Origin of the sequence: Neorhizobium sp. S3-V5DH, from assembly GCF_004343065.1 — a bacterium.
In the GTDB taxonomy this organism is placed as follows: domain Bacteria; phylum Pseudomonadota; class Alphaproteobacteria; order Rhizobiales; family Rhizobiaceae; genus Neorhizobium; species Neorhizobium huautlense.
Genome location: NZ_SMCL01000003.1, coordinates 373,130 through 392,312 on the forward strand (window position 1 = coordinate 373,130; position 19,183 = coordinate 392,312).

Sequence of the window (19,183 nt, forward strand, 5' to 3'; positions counted from 1 at the left end):
CAGGGCCTTCGGCCTGCTTGCGAGCGGCGCGTTCACGAAGTTCGGGTCGTGGTTGGTGTTGGCAGTTAGTTAGTCGCTGATATCACCGCGTCGAACTGTTCGAGCAGCCGACTTCGCTCTTCCGGCGAGCCAAAGGTAGCGAAGTCGTAATCGACCATCTTGATCAACGAGATATCGGGGGCGGCGAGCGGCAAGGTCGATTTCGCGTTGGACGGGACCTGGTTCTGGCCGGCAGCGGCACCGGTCCCCTGACCTTCCGGGCTCAGGGCGAAATCGACGAACTGCCTTGCCTCTTCCGGATGCCGGGTACCCTTGACGATGCTGACAGCCCCGATCTCGTATCCGGTACCCTCACAGGGGGCGACGATGACGAGAGGCGATCCCGCCTGTTTCTGCGTCACGGCGTCATGCATGAAGGAAATGCCGATCAGGGTTTCTCCGCGCGCCGCCGCCTTGACCGGTGCGGCACCTGCGGTCGTGTACTGGTCGATATTGCGGTTGAGAGCCGCAAGGAAGCGGAAAGCCTCGTTTTCGCCGAAAAGCTGCACGAGCGTCGCAAGCGTCGTGAACGCGGTCCCCGACGACTTAGGATTGCCGCTCTGGATACGGCCGCGGTAGGCGATGTCCGTCAGGTCCTTCCAACAGGTCGGTGCAGGCAGCTTCAGTTCACGCAGAAGGTCGGCGTTGTAGGCAAAGCCGAGCGCTCCGGCATAGATGCCCGCCGAGCGGCTACCGGACATGGCAAAAAAATTCAGCGCCCAGGGCAGCAGGTCTCGCTCATGCGCCGGCTGATACGTTTCGAGCAGGTTTTCCGAACCCGCCTGCAGATGCGTGTCACCAGTGCCGCCCCACCAGACGTCGACTGTCGGGGCCGCCTTCTCGGCACGGATCTGGTTGAGAATATCTCCGGTGCTCTTGCGGGTCATCGCAATTTCGAGGCCGGTTTTCGTCTCGTAGGCCGTCTTCATCTCGGCGCACCACGCTTCATCGACACCGCATAGCACGGTGAGCGATGGGGCGGCCATGCCAGCCGAAACGCTGCACAACCACAATGCAACGCCCGCGCCGAAAGCGCTTTTACCTCTCACGATATCCTCCCATTTGGAACGGTGAACGTCCCAATCTCCGCAGTCAGGATGCCACATCTACCAGCTGCCGCAACCCTCAGAATGGTTACCGTTCTTACAACCGCGGGCAGGCCCGGCATTCCGAAAGTGACAAAGATTACAAATATGACAGGCCCCATAATGCGAGCCGCTTTGAAGATTGCGATGGCCCCGCCTATGATGGGCGCGGGAGGACGTGCATATGTTGAATGAGAGGATAAGGATTCTGATCGTCGAGGACGATCCGGATATGGCCGAGCTCATTTCCGACCTGGTGGAGGCGGAGGGCTGGACGCCGCTTACCGCACCGTCGGCAGAAGAGGCCGCTGGCGTGATCAGCCGCGAAACCGTGCATCTGGTTCTGGTCGACCACAATCTTCCGGGCACCTCCGGTCGCACCTTCGCGCAGCGCCTCCGTGCGCAGACCAATATCGGCATCGTCATGGTGACGGCCGCCGGCAGCGCCGCCGACCGGGTGCTCGGCCTGGAAACGGCGGCGGACGACTACGTCGTCAAACCCTTCGAGCCGATCGAGCTGACGGCGCGCATCAAGGCTGTGCTGCGCCGGACGATCCCCTCGCTGAAGCACGAGCCGGAAATCGACCGCAAGCATGAACCGGCGGCGCTGAGGCTCGGCGACTGGTCGGTCGATCTTAAAAACCGGCGCGCCGTCTGCCTGAATGATCCCGCCAAATCCCTCACCAACGCCGAATTTGCCCTCCTCGAAATTCTTGCCGAGACCCCGAACCTGCCCGTCAGCCGCGCTCACATCCTCGACAGGCTTGGCGCCGAAAGCGAGCGTTATATCGACCGCAATGTCGACGTGCTCGTGCTGCGCCTTCGCCGCAAGATCGAGCGCAATCCGGACCTGCCGCGCCACATCCAGACACGCCGCAGCAAGGGCTATGTACTGAGTACCGACGACGGCGAGCTCTCGCCGTGATCAGTCGCCCGTTTCTCTCCTCGATCGCCTTTCGGCTGCCCTTCGCGATTGTCTTCATCTGCGTACTTGTCTTCAGTCTGGCCACGGTCGCAGTCTACGGCCTCCAGCGCGCCCGCGAGGAGATGGCGGCTTACGGCCTGCAGGCGTTTTCAAGTCTCGCCAAGGCATCACTTGTCTCGCGGCAGGTCTCCGATCTGGTGTCCAGCGCGCCTTTCCTGATGAACGCCACGTCGCCTTACAGGGTCTCCAGCGAAAGCAGGTCGGTCGTCGCCCAGGTCGATGCGCTGCTTCTCACCATGCAGCCGAAACACGACGAGACGGTTATGAAGGGGTTTGCCGGGGCCCACATCGTCGAGCTGCTGGAGACGATCCGCATGCAGACGACGACACTTGCCGGCGATGCGGAAGCGGCTCAGCAGCACAAGGCAGAGGCCGCGGCCGCGCTCGGGGAAATTGCTACCGGCGGCGGGATCGCAGACGCCGATTTCCGCCGGCAGCTCAACGATATCGTGCAGTCGGCGTCGAACTCGGACAGTCTTTTCCAGCTCGGCGAACTGCGTCGCCGCTATGTCGCTGAAACGACGCAGCGCCTTGAACGGGCCGCCCCGGATTCGCGGATTTCCCCCGACGAGTTGATGCCCTATGAGCGGGTCTTTGAGGCTCAGACCCGTTATCTGCTTGAAATGTTTTCCATCCGCGCCGCAGTGGGGCGCCTGCATTCCGTTTCTCGCGATCTCTCGCATGCGACCGAGACCCAGAGCGAGGCCGTCGCCCGGGGTCTCAACGAAGATCTCATTTCGACGTCCGACGCTCTGAGCCGCTTGCTTGTCATCGTCGCCCTGGCGTCGCTGCTTGTGCTGGTCATGGCGATTTTCTCCATCCGCTCCGTCATGCGCGTTTCGCGCGGAATCGTCGCGCTCTCCACCGGCATGAACGCGCTGGCCGAAGGACGCAAGGATGTCGAGACGCCGAGCTATGAGGGCACGGAGACGGAACTGGTCCGTCTGCTCGAAGCTTTCCGTGCGTTCCGGGAGAGTGTCGAGCGCGTGACGCGGCTGCGGCGCACGGCCGAGGCGGCCGCCCGCACCATCCGTTCCACTTTCCGCAGCATGAACGAGGGCATCGCGTTGTTCGATCCGCGCGGCCGGCCAATCACGATGAACCGGCGCGTCATCGAGCTGGTCGGCTGGTCCGGCTCGGCCCGGAAGCTGCCGCTCCGCAGTTTCGTCGCGCCCCTTGAAGAGATCGATCCGGCACTTCTGCCGGCCGAGAACGATGCCGGACTGCTCCGCGACCGGGCCGTGCTGCGCCATCGGTCCGATGCCGGCCGGGTGACGGAAGTTTCGCTATCGCGCCAGCCGGATGGCGGGATCATCCTTCTCGCACGCGATATTACCGACATGGATCGGCAGGAGGCCGAGGCTGCGAAGATCCAGCGCCTCGACGGCATCATGCGCATGACCCATCAGGTGAGCCATGAGGTAGGCAACATGATCGGGATCATCACCGGCAGCCTTGGCCTGCTGGAGCGCGAAGCCGGCTTCAATGACCGGCAAAAGCGGCACATCGCCCGCATCCGCAAGGCAGCCGACCGGGGCAGGTCCCTGGCCGGAAGCATGCTTTCGATCGGCAGCCAGCAGCCGAGCAATCCTGGCCCGGTGGAGATCGGCGCAGTGCTGCGCGGCATGGCCGACGTGCTGGAAATCGCCATCGGCGAAAAGTGCCGGCTTTCCTTCGAGATAGACGACGACTTGCCCACTGTCTTCATCGACGCGGCCCTCTTCGAGCAATCGATCCTTAATCTCTGTCTGAACGCCGCTGCGGCCATGCCGGCGGGCGGAACGATTCTCATCCGTTGTTCCCGCAGCGATGCCGGCGTCAACGTCAGCGTGGCGGATAACGGCATCGGCATGACAGCGGAGGCGATCGACAAGGCGTTCGAACCTTATTTTACCACCCGCGATGCCGAAGGGGGCGCCGGTCTTGGTCTGGCTGTGGTCTACGGCTTCGTGCGCCAAAGCGGCGGAGACGCCCGTATCACCTCGTTGCCGGGCAAGGGAACGGTCGTCGAACTTTTCTTTCCCGCATGAAACCTGCCATCCGCTCTTGAAGAGACCGACGATCCTACGACCTTTGCTAGTCGTGTTCATCGACCCACTTCCTTTGTTTCATCGCGCCGGCCTGCAACGCGCCGTAGTTGATGGCACCTACCCGCCTCGCATGACGAGCGGCATCAGAACACGCATGAGCAATTTCAAACCGCGAGCGCCGTCGAAGGTCGTATCTTTCTCGAAATTTCCTGAAGGCTGAGAAAAGCTTGGTAACGCTGTTCATGAACCCCGACCATATCCTGGTCCCTCGGCTCATACACCGAGGCAACTGATGAGAGCGTGCCCATGGCGTGGCGAACATCGGGATAGACGCCGGCAGCGACACTGCCGAGGATGGCCGAGCCGAGCAGGACCGGTTCCTCTGCGACTGGGGCGAGAACCGGCTTGCCACAGGCATCCGCGAGGATCTGCCGGACCAGCGGACTTGCCCCCGCACCGCCGCTGATGACGACCCGTTCCACCGAAGCGCCGGCCTTGGCCTGCGTCTCGATGATCTGGCGCAGTCCGTAACCGATGCCACAAAGGCCGGCGATGTAGAGAGCGACCAGGTTGTCGAAGTCGCGCTCCATTCCAAGCCCCGCGATGACCGCGCGGGCATGCGGATCGGCGAAGGGCGCGCGATTGCCGAGAAACTCCGGGACGACATGCAGGCCGGCCGCGAGCTCGACCGCCTCCGAGGCATTCGCGACCTTGCCCGTGGCGATTTCGGCCATAAAGGCTGGAAGCGACTTGCCCGCTACGCGCGCCCTGGCTGTCGCCTCGCTTGCTGCCGGATGGAAGGAGAGAAGCTGGTCGATCGCAGCGCCGGCCGCACTCTGACCGCCCTCATTCAGCCACATGCCCGGCACCATGGCCGAGTAATAAGGCCCCCAGACGCCGGGCACGAAGACCGGCTCTGCGGTCGAGGTCATGGTGCAGGAGGAGGTGCCGAAGACATAGGCGAGGTTCTCGGTGGGATTGCCGCCGATCCCGACCGTGCCGATCCCGCCCGCATGGGCGTCGATCATGCCGGCCGCGACCGCGGTGCCAGGCTTCAGCCCCATTTCATTTGCCGCCTCTTCCGTCAGCCCCTGGCCGAGACGGATCCCGGGCTCGACGATCGCTGTACCGATGCGGGCAAAGCCCTCAGCCGCCAGTTCGTTGAGACCGATCTTCTCGAAATAGCTTTCATCCCAGCGCGCCTCATGGGCGAGATAGGTCCACTTACAGGTCACGGTGCAAGTCGAGCGGGAAAGATCGCCGGTCGACTTCCAGGTGAGGAAATCGGCAAGGTCGAAGAATTGCCAGGCGGCCGCAAAGATCGCGGGGCGGTTTTCCTTCAGCCACAGGATCTTCGGCGTCTCCATCTCGGGAGAAATGCGCCCGCCGACGTAGCGCAGCACGTCATGACCCATGGCGTTGATGCGCTCGGCCTGGGCAACCGCGCGATGGTCCATCCAGACGATGATATTGCGTTCGGCCTTCTCCGACGGCCCGACGGCGAGCGGCTTGCCGCCCTCCCCGAGCACGACGAGCGAGCACGTCGCATCGAAGCCGAGCCCGACGACCCGGGTCGGATCAACCCCGGCAGAAGCGACCGCCTCACGGATGATCGCGCAGACCGCGTTCCAGATTTCCGTGCTCGACTGTTCGACGATCGAGCCGGCCTCGCGAAAAAGCGTGATGTCGCGCTTGGCGACCGACAGCATCTTGCCGGAGAGGTCGAACAGACCCGCACGCGCGCTTCCCGTTCCGACATCAACGCCGATGACGTATTGCTGGGCTCCCTCGGACGAGTTTTGGGCTGGGGTCATGATCTTACGCTCTGCTGTCGGCTTGTAGTGTGCGTGCTTCCGGATCACGCCGGCGTCAGAGATCGACGCTGTTCGGGAGGATCACGAGATCGCGGATCGTCACGTTGCGCGGCCTCGACAGCATGAAGAGCACGGCGTCGGCCACTTCCTTTGGCTGCATCAGGCTGCCATTGGCAAGCGCTTCCTCCATCTTGGCCTTCGGCCAGTCGTCGAGCAGTGCCGTGACGACTGGCCCTGGCAGGACCGCACCGACACGCACGCCGTGCGGAGCGAACTGACGGCGGGTCGAATGCACGAAGGCCTGGACTGCGAACTTCGATGCCGTGTAGATCGGCTCCCAGACCACCGGCACCACCCCGGCAATCGAACTGGTGAACAGGATGTCGCCCGACTTCTGCGCGATCATGTGCGGCAGGACCGCATGCACCGAGCGGAAGGCGGCATTGATGTTGAGATTGAGCATCCGGTCCCAGGCATCCGGATCTCCCTCGGCCACCGGCCCACCGATATAGGCGCCGGCATTGGCATGGAAGATATCGAGCCGGCCAGCAAGCTCCAGGATGCGGGGAAGCATGCTGGAGACGGCAGGACCGTCGAAGAGATCGACCACCAGGGGCTTTGCGCGCTCGCCGAGTTCCTGGCAAAGCGTCTCGAGCTTGTCCTTGGCGCGGTCGATCAGAACGACGGTCGCGCCTTCGGCGATCAGTGTGCGGGCGCATTCAAGCCCGATACCTGAGGCGGCGCCGGTGATCCCCGCAACCTTGCCCTTCATCAGTTCAGTCATAACAGGTCTCCAGTTTTCAAATCAGGCGCGGCCATGGCTGACGCGCGAACGGCGAGCGAGCGAGTCGACGATCACGGCGATGGCGAGAACGGCACCGGTGATCATGTAGCGAAGCGACGAGCTGAGGTTGAGCAGCGTCAGGCCGTTCGAGATCGCCTGGATGACGATGATGCCGAGAAGTGCCGAATAAGCGCTGCCGCGACCGCCGAAGAGGCTGGTGCCGCCGATGACGGCTGCGGCGATGGCGTTCAGATTGACGTCACCTGTGCCCGCCTGCTGGCTGGACGAGGCGAGACGGGCTGCCGAGAGCGTGCCACCGAGCGCGGCCAGCGTTGAGCACAGCATGAAGGCGCTCATGTAGATGCGGCGGACATTGATGCCGGAGCGGCGGGCGGCTTCACGGTTGCCACCGACCGCGAACATGGACCGACCCCACTGAGTCTTGGTCAGTGCATAGTTGAGGATGACGACAAGAGCCACGAAGAGGCCGAACATCCATGGCACGCCGCGCCCCATATTGAGGTAGTAGACGGCAGCTTCCAGGACCAAAGTCAGAACGGCGGCCTTGACGACGAGGCTGCTCAGCGGCTGCGAGGAGAGATTGACCGCCTGACGGCGCTTCCTGATCACCAGACCGGCAGCAATCAGGACGGCACCCGGGACCAGGGCGAGCAGGTAGGACAGCCAGTCCGGCATCACGAGGATCTGGCCGAAGCGGACGAGCGGCGAAGCATAAGGCAGATTAATGCTGCCCGTTGGGCCGAGGATATAGAGTTGCATCCCAAGCAATGCCAACAAGCCTGCAAGCGTGGCAACGAAGCTCGGCATGCCGAGACGATTGTAAAGCATGGCGTAGAGTGCACCTACTGCCGCGCCCGTGACCAGGGCGGCACCAATAGCGAGCGGCAGCGAAATGCCGGAATTGACCCAGAGCACGCCAATGATCGCGGAGGCGAGACCACTCATCGAGCCGACCGACAAGTCGATTTCGCCGAGGATGAGGACGCAGACGATACCGAGCGAGATGATGCCGACGGTGGCGCTATCGAACAGCAGGTTCACCAGATTGTTCGGTGCGAGGAAGATCGGGTTGAGGATGCTGAAGACCGTCGAGATGACGATCAGGCCGATCGCAACCGGTAGCATGCCGAGATCGCCGGAGCGGACGCGGCTGATGAAGGCGCGGATTGTGCCGCCGATGCCGTCGGCGTGGCTGACACGCTCGTCGCTGCGATCGAGTGCGAGCGAGGTGGGCTTGGAATTGGGGGACATGTCGGTGCTCATGCGTGGCTCCCGCCGGTTGCTGCCTGCTCGCCGCTCTTGCGGCCGATACGGCGCGAGACGGCGTTTTCCGTGGCCCCTGTGATGGCGGCCACGAGTTCGTGGCTGGACGCGTCCGGACTGAAGACGCCGTTGTTCTTGCCGAGACGCAGGACCACGATGCGGTCAGCGACTGCTCGTACGTCTTCCATGTTGTGGCTGATGATGATGACGCCGAGGCCGCGCTCACGCACGCGCTCGATCAGATTCAGAACCTCTGCCGTCTGGGCGACACCGAGGGCAGCGGTCGGCTCGTCGAGCATGATGATCTTCGGGTCGAGCAGCAGCGAGCGCGCGATCGCGACCGTCTGGCGCTGGCCGCCGGAGAGCGAGGCGATCGGTTCTCGGACCGAGGGGATACGGGCCGCGAGCTCCCGAAGCAGGGTCCAGGCTCGCACTTCCATCGCCACCTCGTCGAGGTTCCAGGGCGATATCTCGTGGCCGAGAAAAAGATTGGCTACGACGTCGAGATTTTCGCACAACGCCAGATCCTGGAACACCGTCGCGATGCCGAGTTCGAGCGCGCGGCTAGGGCTGTCGAGCGAGACTTCCTGGCCACAGAACTCAATCCGGCCGGAGCTCGGCCGATGGACGCCCGCCAGAACCTTGATTAGCGTCGACTTGCCGGCGCCGTTGTCGCCGACCAGAGCGACGACCTCGCCCGCCTTCACCTCCAGCTCGATGTCGGACAAAGCGGATACAGCACCGAAGTTCTTCGAGACATTGCTCAGCTTCAGGATGGTCGTGCCTTTTGGAGGCAGACCGATGTCATTTCGTTGCATGACGGGCGCTCTTCTTTCGACATGGGTCACGCCCGGCCGGAGCAAGCCCCGGCCGGGCGCCTTGGGAGATCATTACTGGGTGATACCGAGCTTCTTGCAACCCTCGGCATATTCGCCGGTGCAGATTTCTTCGGGCTTCTGGATGCCCTTGTCGAAGATCTCAGCCTTGATGTTTTCCGCGGTCACAACGGCCGGCACGAAGAGCTCGGACGGTGTGTTGTAGAGCGTGGTCTTGGCTTCCGGGGTTTCGCCCTTCAGGAGCTTGACCGCGACGTTGGCGGCGGCAGCGGCGACGATTTCCGAAGGCTTGGAGATCGTGTTGTACTGGTCGCCCGAGATGATGAGCTGCAGGGCAGCGATCGTCGCGTCGTTACCCGTGATCGGTGGAACCGGGTTTACGCCGGCGGCCTTGAAGGCGGCGATCGCGCCACCGCCGGTCCCGTCGTTTGCGGCAACCACGCCCTTGATCTTGGCGCCGAAGCGGGTGATCTGGCCAGCCGCCCATTCCTGTGCCTTCGGCGGCGCCCATTCCGGCGTGTCGAATTCGGCAAGCGTCTTGTAGTCCGAGTCCTTCAGACCGCGATGGATACCGTCACGGATGAGGCCTGCCGCCGCATCGGTCGGTGAACCGTTGATCTGCAGGACGCCCGAGCCGCCCGGAACACCACTCGCTTTCAGGTGATCGACGAGCGACTTGGCAATCGCATGGCCGATGCCTTCGTTGTCGAAGGAAACGTAGTAGTCGGCAGCCTTGTTCGGGATCGGCCGGTCATAGGCGATGACCTTGACGTCCTGGGACTGGGCGATTTCGACAAGCGCAGCAGCCGCAGCGGAATCGACCGGGTCGAGAACAACGACCTTGGCGCCCTGCGCGATCACCGAGTTGAACTGCTGTTGCTGGAGTGCGACGTCCGCATTGGCATTCTGATAGATAACAGTGCAGGACGGGCAGAGCTTGGCCATCTCGGCCTTGAAGCCCGGATAGTCGTGCTCTTCATAGCGCGTCGATGCCTGGTCGGGCATCAGGAAGGCGACGGTTGCCCCCTCCTGCGCGAGAGCGGAACCGGAAACCATTGCGGCGAGACCGGCGGTTGCCAGCAGCATGGAACGAATTTTCATATCTCATTCTCCTCCTTGAATGGGAACAGCTCGCCTTAAAGAGACTGCCCCGGATCATCGCTCCCCATACCCATTCCGCATCGCCTGACATGAGGACGCAGCTCATCGTTCGTCGCCGAACACATCGGCGCCGCAAGACATGGGCACTGACAGAACGCCTCCCGGCTGACTCTCCACAGCCGACCTGCATTATCGATGGAGCAAGATTGCTCAATCGATGAAGCATCAATTGCCACTTCTCTCGTTTGATGTCAAGTTGGGTTCATCAGGAGGAATTCGTGAATCAGCAGCGCCCGCAGAAAAAGACGACGATCTACGATCTGGCCGAACTTGCCGGAACGTCGGCGAGCGCCGTCAGCGCCGTGCTAAACGGGAACTGGAAAAAGCGCCGGATCAGCACGCAGCTTGCGGAGAAGATCACCCGGATCGCCGAGGAGCAAGGCTACGCGGTGAACATGCAGGCGAGCCTGTTGCGGCGCGACAAGTCAAAGATCATCGGCATGATCGTGCCGAAATACGACAACCGCTATTTCGGCTCGATCGTCGAAACCTTCGAAATCATGGCGCGGGAACGCGGCCTGTTCCCTATCATCACCTGCACTTTGCGCGATCCGGATCTTGAGGTCGAGGCAGCTCGAACCATGCTATCTTACCAGGTCGAATGGCTGATCTCGACCGGCGCAACCAATCCCGACCGGATTACCGACATCTGCCTTGCAGCCGGTGCCCACAGTCTCAATCTCGATCTGCCGGGAACCAAAGCGCCCTCGGTCATCTCTGACAATTTCGCCGGCGCGCGCGAACTGACCAGGCGCACCCTCATCAATCACCGGCGTAAGACCGGCGTGATGTCGCCACTACTCTTTATCGGCGGGCGGGGCTCAGACCATAACACCGCTGAGCGTATCCGCGGTTTTCGCGTGGCGCACCAAGATCTCGGCGTCCCGATCGAGGAACACCATATCCTTGCCTGCGGCTACGCCCCGGAAAAGGCTGCACAAGCGCTAAGCGCGATGGCAGCAAGGGAAGGAAGCGTGCCGCGCGGCATGTTCGTCAATTCGACCATCTCGCTGGAAGGCGTCATGCGGTGGATCAAGTCATCGCCGCACTTAAACGGAGCGCCTCCCATCATCGGCTGCTTCGACTGGGATCCGTTCGTCGCGCTGCTTGGTCACGACATCGAGATGGCGCGACAGGACGTGCCCGGCATGCTGACGGCCGCCTTTGACATCCTCGAAAAGGGTGGCGATGATACCAGGAATCTAATCGAAATTCCGCCTATCTTTGCGTGAGCCAGACAAGAGGGGGTTGTCCAACCCAGGGGACTTCCCAGGGACGGGAACGTGCAGGTATCCCCACAATGGACGCAGAAGCGGACGGGCGGATATCGATGGAATCTGAACCACCGAAGCCGTTGTTATGCGGCAGGAATCACGTCGGTCAAAGCAAGCGGGATCTTTGCAGCGGGCTTCACCTCAGCGATCTGCCGGTGAAAGCGGGCGTCGGCAAAGCGCAAGTCAAAAAAAGGTTGCGCAGCAGCTGGTCGAACGCGCCCGCCCTTCTGATTTCCAGCACCCATCCGGGCACGCTGTCCATCTTTGGCGCTACGCGGCCACATCCACCGATACAAAACTCCCCGCCGTTGCCACGGCGCTTACCACTCCCGTCCCTTGGACAGGAGTTAAAATTCTTTGACCTCCAGAAGATGTAACAAACATATTGAATCTATTCGATAAAAATCCGGTTCAGACAGCATCAAGACCGACACCCTATTACTGCGAATCAGCTATTTACAACTAACATGTTAAATGCATATTATAATGATGTTAGTTCGGAGGAGCAGTCTATTGGCAACGAAGTTCGGCCTGTCAGCGGCGCTGACCACACCGTTTGACGAAAGCGGCAGAATCCTGCTCCCCCTCCTCGTGGAACATGCGAAGTTTTGCCTCGCTCATAGTTGCGATAGCGTCACGGTGTTCGGCACCACCGGCGAAGGCAGCTCGATTGGCTCTCACGAGCGCGGCAAGGTTCTTTCGGCGCTGACGTCCGCCGGTATTTCCGGCAGACAGATCGTTGCGGGTGTTCTTGTGGATTCCGTTTCGGATGCGGTGGAGCAGATGGCTGAAGCGCTGGACGCCGGTGCCCGCAATATTCTTCTGGCCCCTCCTTCGTATTTCAAGAATGTCACCGATGATGGTCTGTTCGGATGGTTTTCCGCAGTCTTTGCCGGACTAGGTTCCAAGGCGCGCGATGTGATCGTCTACAACATTCCCTCGGTCACCATGGTCAAGATCTCGGTTGAGCTTGTTGCGCGGATGCGGGCGGCTTTTCCTGCCATCGTGGTCGGCGTCAAGGATTCTGGCGGCGATTGGGCGTATACGGAGCATCTTTTGAAGGGCCACGGCGACCTGGCGATCATGATCGGCGATGAACGTCATCTGGCCCAAGGCACCGGCATGGGCGGCCAGGGCGCCATTTCCGGCATGGCCAACCTCTTGGGCGCTGAAGTGCGCGCCATGGCCGTGGATGGCAAGGATGATCGCCGCATCACCGATCTTGTGGAAGTCATCCTGAAATATCCGGTCACCCCGTCCGTCAAGGCGCTGGTTGCCCATACGAGCGGGAACACGCTATGGCTGAACGTGAGGCCTCCGCTCGTTACCGTCGCGCCGCAGGATCGCGAACGGATTGCTCTGGCATTCGATCAGGCTTTCGCAACGCGGGCCGCCTGAGGCTCAATGGAGACGTTCATGGAGGAGACAGGCGAACAGGTTCCGTTGCGGGAAAAGGCATATGAGAGCTTCACGCGTCATCTGCTCGCGCGGGATGTTCGCCCCGGCCAGTTTATTTCGCAGCGGCAGCTGGTGGAACTGACGGGGCTGACCCTCGGTGCGATCCGTGAACTCATTCCGCGGCTGGAAACGGAAGGACTGATCAAGACCGTGCCGCAGCGCGGGCTTCAGATCGCTCATATTGATCTCAGCCTGATCCGCGAAGCCTTTCAGTTCCGCATCGTGCTGGAAAAAGAGGCGGTCGTCTTCTTCACCCGCAATGCAAGCGATCAGGCGGTCCAGCAACTGCTGGAGCAACATCGGGATATCGTGCAGCGGATTGAGGCGAACGGCCCTTCACCCGAGCTGGAACAGCATGCACAGGCAACGGACTGGGGCATGCACAATGCCTTTGTCGATGCCATGGGCAATTCGATCATCTCGAATGCCTATCGCGTCAACGCCATCAAGATGCGCCTGATCAATCAGGAGCGCATCCGCATCGAAGGGCGCGTGGGCCCGGTCATGAAGGAACATTTAGCGGTGCTCGAAGCCATCGAACGCCGATCGGTTGAAGACGCGATTCAGCGCCTTGTGGCACATATCGGAAATGCGAGGGATCGCGCGCTCGCAGTGTGATTTTGTCAATCGGCCGCTCGGAGGAGATGCGGTCGTTCAAAGGGAGGATAATATGACGACTTCGATCATGAAGCCGACGCGCCGCTCGTTTCTGGCGGCCAGCGCGGCATTGGGCGGCGCTGCCATGCTGGGCGGCAGGACGGCATCCGCCGCAGTGGACTGGAAGCGATTTTCCGGCACGACGCTAAACGTCAACCTGGTCAAGAGCCCGCGCAGCGAAACCCTCATCAAGTATATATCGGAATTCGAGAGCCTCACCGGTATCAAGGTGAATGCCGAAGCAACGCCGGAACAGCAGCAGCGCCAGAAGACGGTGATCGAACTCAGCACCGGCAAGCCAAGCTTCGATGTGGTGCATCTGAGCTATCACGTCCAGAAGCGCCAGTTCGAAAAGGGCAATTGGCTGGCCGATATCAGCGGCTTTCTGAAAGACCCGTCGCTGACTGATCCTTCCCTGACGGAAGGCGATTTTGCCGAAGCAGGTCTGCTGTTTGCCAAGGATGCCAAGGGCGTTCTGCGGTCGCTGCCCTTCTCGGTGGATTACTGGATCGTCTACTGGAACAAGGATCTCTTCGAAAAGAAGGGGCTTTCCTACCCCACCACATTCGAGGAAATGGTTGCCGCTGCCGAGAAGATTACTGATCCTTCGTCAAACACCTACGGCTTCGTCGCGCGCGGCCTGAAGAATGCGAACACCCCAGTCTGGACTTCGCTGATGTTGGGTTACGGAGCGGCCCCCATCGGTGCCGACGGCAAGGTGAACACGACATCCAAGGAAGCGGTGGAGGCGGCGAAACTCTACCAGCGCCTGATGACCAAGGCGGCCCCTCCCGGAGTCTCCGGTTTCAACTGGGCGGAAGCACAATCGGCCTTCCTTCAGGGCAAGATCGGTATGTGGTTCGATGGTGTGGGCTTTGCGCCGCCAATCGAGGATCCGCAGAAGTCGCGGGTGGTCGGCAAGACCGGCTATGGCGTGATGCCCAAGGGTCCAGCGGCACAGGCTTCCGGCACCTTCGGCGATGGCCTTGGCGTTGTCGAAGCTTCCGCCAACAAGGAGGCAGCCTACCTGTTTTGCCAGTGGGCCATCTCGCACGATATGGGCGCACGCCTGTTGCAGGCCGGTGCTGGGGTTCCGTTCCGGCAGTCCATCCTGTCCGATCCCAAGGTGCGCGAAGGTGTAAAGATGCCGGGCGCATGGCTGGATGCGGTCGCTGGTTCCGGCAAGATTTCCAAGCTCGCGCTACCGGTTGTGATCCCGGTTACCGAATTCCGCGATATCTACGGGGTTGCGCTCACCAATATGATCGGCGGTGCCGATCCTGAAACAGAATTGAAGAACGCAACGGCCCAGTTCGAGCCGGTTCTGGCGCGAAGCGAGGGATAATGGCATCGTTGGGCATCGAAAACTCGATGGCTGACGGCAAGGCAAAGAGGGGCAAGCCATCACGGCTTGCTCCCAATTACTGGCCTTTCGTTTTGCCATCCCTGCTGGTCGTGTCGGCGGTCATCGTTTTTCCATGGCTCTTCACGCTGTGGATGAGCGTCAATAGCTGGACATTGGGGCAGCCACGCACCTTCATCGGTTTTGCCAATTTTGTGCGGCTGGCGCAGGATATGCGGTTCTGGGAATCCCTGTGGCACACCACGACATACACGGCCCTTTCTGTCGTCCTCCCGCTGTTCTTAGGCACGCTGGCAGCATTGGTTTTCGATGCAAAATTCCCGTTCCGTGGCTTGCTCCGCGGCGTCTTCGTGATGCCGATGATGGCAACGCCGGTGGCCGTGGCACTGGTCTGGACCATGATGTTCCATCCGCAACTTGGCGTTTTGAACTATATGCTGTCCTTCATCGGTGTCGGGCCGCAGGAATGGATCTACAACCAGTTCACCGTCATCCCGTCCCTGGTGCTTGTCGAAACCTGGCAGTGGACACCGCTCGTCATGCTGATCGTGCTGGGCGGGCTGGCTGCCGTACCGCGCGAACCCTATGAAAGCGCGGAAATAGACGGTGCCAATGCCTGGCAGAAATTCCGCTACCTCACCATGCCGATGATCGCGCCCTTTCTGATGATTGCCGTCATCATCCGCTCCATCGATGCGATCAAGAGCTTCGACATCATTTATGCGATGACGCAGGGCGGACCGGGCACGGCCTCGGAAACCATCAATATCTATCTCTACAATACGGCATTCGCCTATTATGACATTGGTTACGGCTCAGCCATGGCCGTGGTCTTTTTCCTGATCATCATTGCGCTCTCCTTCGTTCTTCTGATGGTTCGCCAGCGCGCTCAGTGGTCGGATATGGAGGACCGCTGATGACCAGCCGCATCATTCGCAAGAAGACGCTCGATCAGGTCGGCCTTCTTTTCGTCGCCTTCGTCATGGTTTCGCCCGTCATCCTGTTTTTTCTCTGGATGATTTCGCTGTCGCTGAAATACGAGATCGACAACGGTGCCTATCCGCCGATCCTCATCCCTGAAACGTTCGCCTGGTCGAATTATGCGAAGGTGTTCGAGGAAAACAATTTCCTCCTCTACTTTTGGAATTCCGTTCTGGTCACAGGTTCGGCCACGCTGCTGGCGCTGATCATCGGGGTGCCATCCGGCTATGGAATTGCCCGGTTGAAGGCGGAAAAATCGGCTGTCGTCATCATGATCGCCCGCATGACGCCCGGCCTCTCCTTCCTCATCCCCCTCTTCCTGCTATTCCAATGGACTGGCCTCATCGGCACGCTCTGGCCGCAGATCATCATTCATCTCGTCGTCACGGTTCCCATCGTGGTCTGGATTATGATCGGTTACTTCGAAACGACACCAATGGAACTGGAAGAGGCCGCCAGCATCGATGGCGCGACACCGTGGCAGGTCTTCCGGATGGTGGCACTGCCTATCGCCAAGCCGGGTATCGTCGTCTCCTTCATTCTGGCGCTCATCTTTTCGTGGAACAACTTCGTCTTCGGCATAGTGCTTGCCAATCGCGAAACAAGAACGCTGCCGGTCGCCGTCTACAACATGCTCTCCTTCGAGCAGGTCAGCTGGGGGCCGCTTGCAGCCGCAGCCCTGATCGTCACCCTGCCCGTGCTATTGCTGACCATGTTTGCGCAAAAGCAGATCGTGGCCGGTCTCACCGCCGGTGCCGTCAAGGGCGGTTAAAGGCACCGAATTTCTCGCCAGTACCCACAGATCTCAGGAAACGACCATGGCAACCGTGAACATTCAAAATATCCAGAAGAACTACGGCTCGGTGAAGGTCATCCATGGCGTCGATATAGACATCGCGGACGGCGAGTTCGTGGTTCTCGTTGGCCCTTCCGGCTGCGGCAAGTCCACGCTTTTGCGCATGATCGCTGGTCTTGAGGAGGTAAGCGGCGGCGAAATCCGGATCGGGCCGCGCGAAGTCTCGCATATGCCCGCGCGTGATCGCGACATCGCCATGGTGTTTCAAAACTACGCCCTTTATCCGCACATGACGGTGGCCGACAATATGGGCTTTGCGCTGAAACTGAAGAAGGTCGATCAGTCGGAGATCCGCGCCAAGGTGGGACGGGCAGCGGCTATTCTCGGCCTTGAGAAGCTTTTGGACCGTTATCCGAAACAATTGTCCGGCGGCCAGCGCCAACGCGTCGCCATGGGACGCGCCATCGTCCGCGATCCGCAGGTGTTCCTGTTCGATGAGCCGCTCTCTAATCTCGATGCGAAACTGCGCGTGCAAATGCGCGGCGAGATCAAGACCATGCATCAGCGGATCGGCACCACCACGATCTACGTCACGCATGATCAGGTGGAAGCCATGACAATGGCCGACAAGATCGTCGTTCTTCACGACGGCTATATCGAGCAGATCGGCGCGCCGCTGGAGCTTTACGACCGCCCAGCCAACATCTTCGTGGCTGGCTTCATCGGCTCGCCCGCGATGAACCTCATCCACGGTCGCGTGGAAGAAGGTGCATTCCGCACTTCCAAGGGGCTCATTCTGCCGCTGCCGCAATCCCTGCCTGCCGATGTGGGAGGCCGCGAGCTGATCTATGGTATTCGTCCGGAACATATTCGCGCCGAGCCGCAAGGTATCGAAGGCCGGGCAATCCTTGTGGAAGGCACGGGATCGGAGATTTTCGCCCGGCTGGATGCCAAGGGTGAGGATATTGCCTGCCTGTTCCGCGAAAGGTTCGACATCCGCTTTGGCGATACGGTCCATATGGTTATCGATCCGGCTCGCGTGCATCTGTTCGATAAGCAGACCGGCCGCAGGCTCTGATCTATGCAAAAGCGCGTTCTTTGCGTCGGAGCAGCTGTACTCGACACGATCTTTCGCGTCCACGAATTGCCGAAGGGCGAAGGCAAGATCCTGCCTTCGCAGATGGTGCAGATTGCGGAAGGCATGGCCGCCAGCGCCGCCTACGCCATCGTGCGGTTGGGCGGCAGCGCCTCGCTTTGGGGCGCCGTCGGAACAGATGAAACGGGTAAAAGAATACGCGGCGATTTGGCTCGCGACGGTATCGACGTCAGCGAAATGACAATTGTAGCCGGCGCGCCCTCCGCAATTTCCACAATTCTGCTGGACGACCGGGGCGATCGGCTGATTGTGCCGTTTTACGATACCCGGCTTCACGCCACCTTGCCACCGGTCACCAGGGCGGAGATTGGCCGCTTCAATGCGGTGTTGGTGGATGTGCGCTGGCCTGCGCTCGCGCTCGAAGTGCTGAAACTAGCCCGAGAGGCGGGTATCCCTGCCATTCTGGATGGTGATGTCGCGCAGGTGGAAATACTGGAACGTCTTGCCCATGCGGCTGACTACATCATCTTTTCGGAGCCTGCGGCGCGCGCGCTTTGTGACCTCCGGGAGGAAAGCGAACTTGTTCGCACCCTCGCCGCACGTTTTCCCCATGCTCTTGTGTGCGTAACTTTCGGACCGGGCGGTGCCTATTGGCAGGATCTCCGGAGCCAAACTCTATTTCACCAACCTGCTTTGCCGATCGTTCCGGTCGATACGCTTGCTGCGGGCGATGCATTTCACGGCGCCTTCGCTCTTGGCATTGCCGAGGGCCTCGATGTTGGAAATGCTGTGCGGCTGGGCTCGGTTGCAGCAGCTTTGAAATGCACCGTTTTTGGGGGACGCGTCGGCATGCCCTCGCGCGCTGAGGCCGAAGCCGCACTTCAGCAACTGGCTCCTTGCAATGTCTACGTCTAAGAGAGCTTTTTCCGAATGCGCCTTGAAAGAGTGTATCGGTAGGACATCGAGACTTTCATTTCGCCGAGATCCCTTCCCGTCCTGCGATGGGCACGCTCGGTCAGTTCGCGCTCGGTGATTGCCGATAGGAAGCGAGCGGCTGACCATTCTTCCCGATCGGCATATTCGGCAAATTACGGTCAGAGGGTCTTAATTGTGGGCTACCGGAGCTCGTTGAGCATAATGCCAGCCTTATTCCATTAATGACACCTGCGCGACCGCGAGAAGCTGACATACATCCTAGTCAGCCACGACCTCGCCGTGGTCGCCCATCTCTGCGACCGCGTTGACATCATGCAGAACGGCGGCTTCGTGGAGGCGGCAGCAAAGGCTCAGTTGTTGAAGGGCACCGTGGCACACCCCTACACCCGCACCCTGATCGAGGGCAGCAAGGGGTACGTCGGCAGAGTCCGCTTGAAGAGCGTCGTGCCGTAGCAAGCGTCCTCAGCACGCCTGTAGATCTGGTGGCAGCGCACCCGTCCCAGCCTGCTGACGGCATTCTTGCATTTAAAAGGGATCCGAACCGCTAACCAGACTCTCGCCGACGTGTAACCTACTGAACAGACACACAAATAACCTCTGCGAC

Annotated in this window: 16 protein-coding genes and 1 pseudogene; 11 read left to right on the forward strand and 6 right to left on the reverse strand. The window is 60.8% G+C overall.

Going from position 1 to position 19,183, the window contains the following annotated elements; translation table 11 throughout:
• Window positions 1-65: 65 nt before the first annotated feature.
• Window positions 66-1,088, reverse strand: a complete 1,023-nt coding sequence (locus EDE09_RS07735; protein WP_207914817.1) for an ABC transporter substrate-binding protein — start codon at window positions 1,086-1,088, stop codon at window positions 66-68.
• Between the two features lie 220 nt (window positions 1,089-1,308).
• Here EDE09_RS07735 and EDE09_RS07740 point away from each other — a divergent pair, with 220 nt between their 5' ends.
• Window positions 1,309-2,049: a response regulator transcription factor gene (locus EDE09_RS07740; RefSeq protein ID WP_132409577.1), complete on the forward strand. Its 741-nt coding sequence runs from the start codon at window positions 1,309-1,311 to the stop codon at window positions 2,047-2,049.
• The gene (locus EDE09_RS07745; RefSeq protein WP_132409578.1) at window positions 2,046-4,139 is read left to right on the forward strand and encodes an ATP-binding protein; all 2,094 of its coding nucleotides are present in this window, start codon (window positions 2,046-2,048) and stop codon (window positions 4,137-4,139) included. The genes EDE09_RS07740 and EDE09_RS07745 overlap by 4 nt, the downstream gene beginning before the upstream one ends.
• A gap of 164 nt (window positions 4,140-4,303) precedes the next feature.
• On the opposite strand, the gene EDE09_RS07750 is transcribed toward EDE09_RS07745, so the two are convergent.
• From EDE09_RS07750 to EDE09_RS07770, 5 genes are all read right to left on the reverse strand, one after another.
• Window positions 4,304-5,953 (reverse strand): FGGY-family carbohydrate kinase, encoded by a 1,650-nt coding sequence (locus tag EDE09_RS07750; RefSeq protein WP_132409580.1) that lies wholly within the window; start codon window positions 5,951-5,953, stop codon window positions 4,304-4,306.
• A gap of 55 nt (window positions 5,954-6,008) precedes the next feature.
• The gene (locus EDE09_RS07755; protein WP_132409582.1) at window positions 6,009-6,737 is read right to left on the reverse strand and encodes an SDR family oxidoreductase; all 729 of its coding nucleotides are present in this window, start codon (window positions 6,735-6,737) and stop codon (window positions 6,009-6,011) included.
• A 21-nt stretch (window positions 6,738-6,758) separates the two neighbouring features.
• On the reverse strand, window positions 6,759-8,009 hold the full coding sequence (locus tag EDE09_RS07760; protein ID WP_132409675.1) for a sugar ABC transporter permease: 1,251 nt from the start codon (window positions 8,007-8,009) through the stop codon (window positions 6,759-6,761).
• Between the two features lie 8 nt (window positions 8,010-8,017).
• The gene (locus tag EDE09_RS07765; RefSeq protein WP_112799653.1) at window positions 8,018-8,839 is read right to left on the reverse strand and encodes an ATP-binding cassette domain-containing protein; all 822 of its coding nucleotides are present in this window, start codon (window positions 8,837-8,839) and stop codon (window positions 8,018-8,020) included.
• Between the two features lie 72 nt (window positions 8,840-8,911).
• A complete protein-coding gene (locus tag EDE09_RS07770; protein WP_105372868.1) occupies window positions 8,912-9,958 on the reverse strand; it encodes a sugar ABC transporter substrate-binding protein in 1,047 nt (348 codons plus the stop codon).
• 278 nt (window positions 9,959-10,236) lie between these two features.
• Between EDE09_RS07770 and EDE09_RS07775 the strand changes: the two genes are divergently transcribed.
• The 9 genes and pseudogenes from EDE09_RS07775 to EDE09_RS07815 form a co-directional block, all read left to right on the forward strand.
• Window positions 10,237-11,250 (forward strand): LacI family DNA-binding transcriptional regulator, encoded by a 1,014-nt coding sequence (locus tag EDE09_RS07775; protein ID WP_132409584.1) that lies wholly within the window; start codon window positions 10,237-10,239, stop codon window positions 11,248-11,250.
• Between the two features lie 555 nt (window positions 11,251-11,805).
• Entirely contained in the window at window positions 11,806-12,690 is an 885-nt protein-coding gene (locus EDE09_RS07780) for a dihydrodipicolinate synthase family protein (RefSeq protein ID WP_132409586.1), read from the forward strand.
• A gap of 18 nt (window positions 12,691-12,708) precedes the next feature.
• A complete protein-coding gene (locus tag EDE09_RS07785) occupies window positions 12,709-13,368 on the forward strand; it encodes a GntR family transcriptional regulator (RefSeq protein WP_132409588.1) in 660 nt (219 codons plus the stop codon).
• A gap of 52 nt (window positions 13,369-13,420) precedes the next feature.
• Window positions 13,421-14,752: a sugar ABC transporter substrate-binding protein gene (locus tag EDE09_RS07790; RefSeq protein WP_132409590.1), complete on the forward strand. Its 1,332-nt coding sequence runs from the start codon at window positions 13,421-13,423 to the stop codon at window positions 14,750-14,752.
• Entirely contained in the window at window positions 14,752-15,687 is a 936-nt protein-coding gene (locus tag EDE09_RS07795) for a sugar ABC transporter permease (protein ID WP_132409592.1), read from the forward strand. Before EDE09_RS07790 ends, EDE09_RS07795 begins: the two co-directional genes overlap by 1 nt.
• 14 nt (window positions 15,688-15,701) lie before the next feature.
• Complete coding sequence (locus tag EDE09_RS07800; RefSeq protein ID WP_207914821.1) at window positions 15,702-16,523, forward strand: carbohydrate ABC transporter permease; 822 nt, start codon at window positions 15,702-15,704, stop codon at window positions 16,521-16,523.
• 46 nt (window positions 16,524-16,569) lie between these two features.
• A complete protein-coding gene (ugpC, locus tag EDE09_RS07805) occupies window positions 16,570-17,625 on the forward strand; it encodes a sn-glycerol-3-phosphate ABC transporter ATP-binding protein UgpC (protein ID WP_132409594.1) in 1,056 nt (351 codons plus the stop codon).
• 3 nt (window positions 17,626-17,628) lie between these two features.
• Window positions 17,629-18,558, forward strand: a complete 930-nt coding sequence (locus EDE09_RS07810; protein ID WP_132409596.1) for a sugar kinase — start codon at window positions 17,629-17,631, stop codon at window positions 18,556-18,558.
• A gap of 252 nt (window positions 18,559-18,810) precedes the next feature.
• A pseudogene (locus EDE09_RS07815) lies at window positions 18,811-19,032 on the forward strand (ABC transporter ATP-binding protein); the annotation flags it as partial.
• Window positions 19,033-19,183: the final 151 nt, after the last annotated feature.

Bases quoted from the DNA above. Each gene is read 5' to 3' on its own strand.
- EDE09_RS07740 (WP_132409577.1), top strand. From the start codon at position 1,309: ATGTTGAATGAGAGGATAAGGATTCTGATCGTCGAGGACGATCCGGAT.
- EDE09_RS07750 (WP_132409580.1), bottom strand. From the start codon at position 5,953: ATGACCCCAGCCCAAAACTCGTCCGAGGGAGCCCAGCAATACGTCATC.
- EDE09_RS07810 (WP_132409596.1), top strand. From the start codon at position 17,629: ATGCAAAAGCGCGTTCTTTGCGTCGGAGCAGCTGTACTCGACACGATC.
- ugpC (WP_132409594.1), top strand. From the start codon at position 16,570: ATGGCAACCGTGAACATTCAAAATATCCAGAAGAACTACGGCTCGGTG.
- EDE09_RS07760 (WP_132409675.1), bottom strand. From the start codon at position 8,009: ATGTCCCCCAATTCCAAGCCCACCTCGCTCGCACTCGATCGCAGCGAC.
- EDE09_RS07765 (WP_112799653.1), bottom strand. From the start codon at position 8,839: ATGCAACGAAATGACATCGGTCTGCCTCCAAAAGGCACGACCATCCTG.
- EDE09_RS07755 (WP_132409582.1), bottom strand. From the start codon at position 6,737: ATGACTGAACTGATGAAGGGCAAGGTTGCGGGGATCACCGGCGCCGCC.
- EDE09_RS07785 (WP_132409588.1), top strand. From the start codon at position 12,709: ATGGAGGAGACAGGCGAACAGGTTCCGTTGCGGGAAAAGGCATATGAG.
- EDE09_RS07795 (WP_132409592.1), top strand. From the start codon at position 14,752: ATGGCATCGTTGGGCATCGAAAACTCGATGGCTGACGGCAAGGCAAAG.
- EDE09_RS07790 (WP_132409590.1), top strand. From the start codon at position 13,421: ATGACGACTTCGATCATGAAGCCGACGCGCCGCTCGTTTCTGGCGGCC.
- EDE09_RS07770 (WP_105372868.1), bottom strand. From the start codon at position 9,958: ATGAAAATTCGTTCCATGCTGCTGGCAACCGCCGGTCTCGCCGCAATG.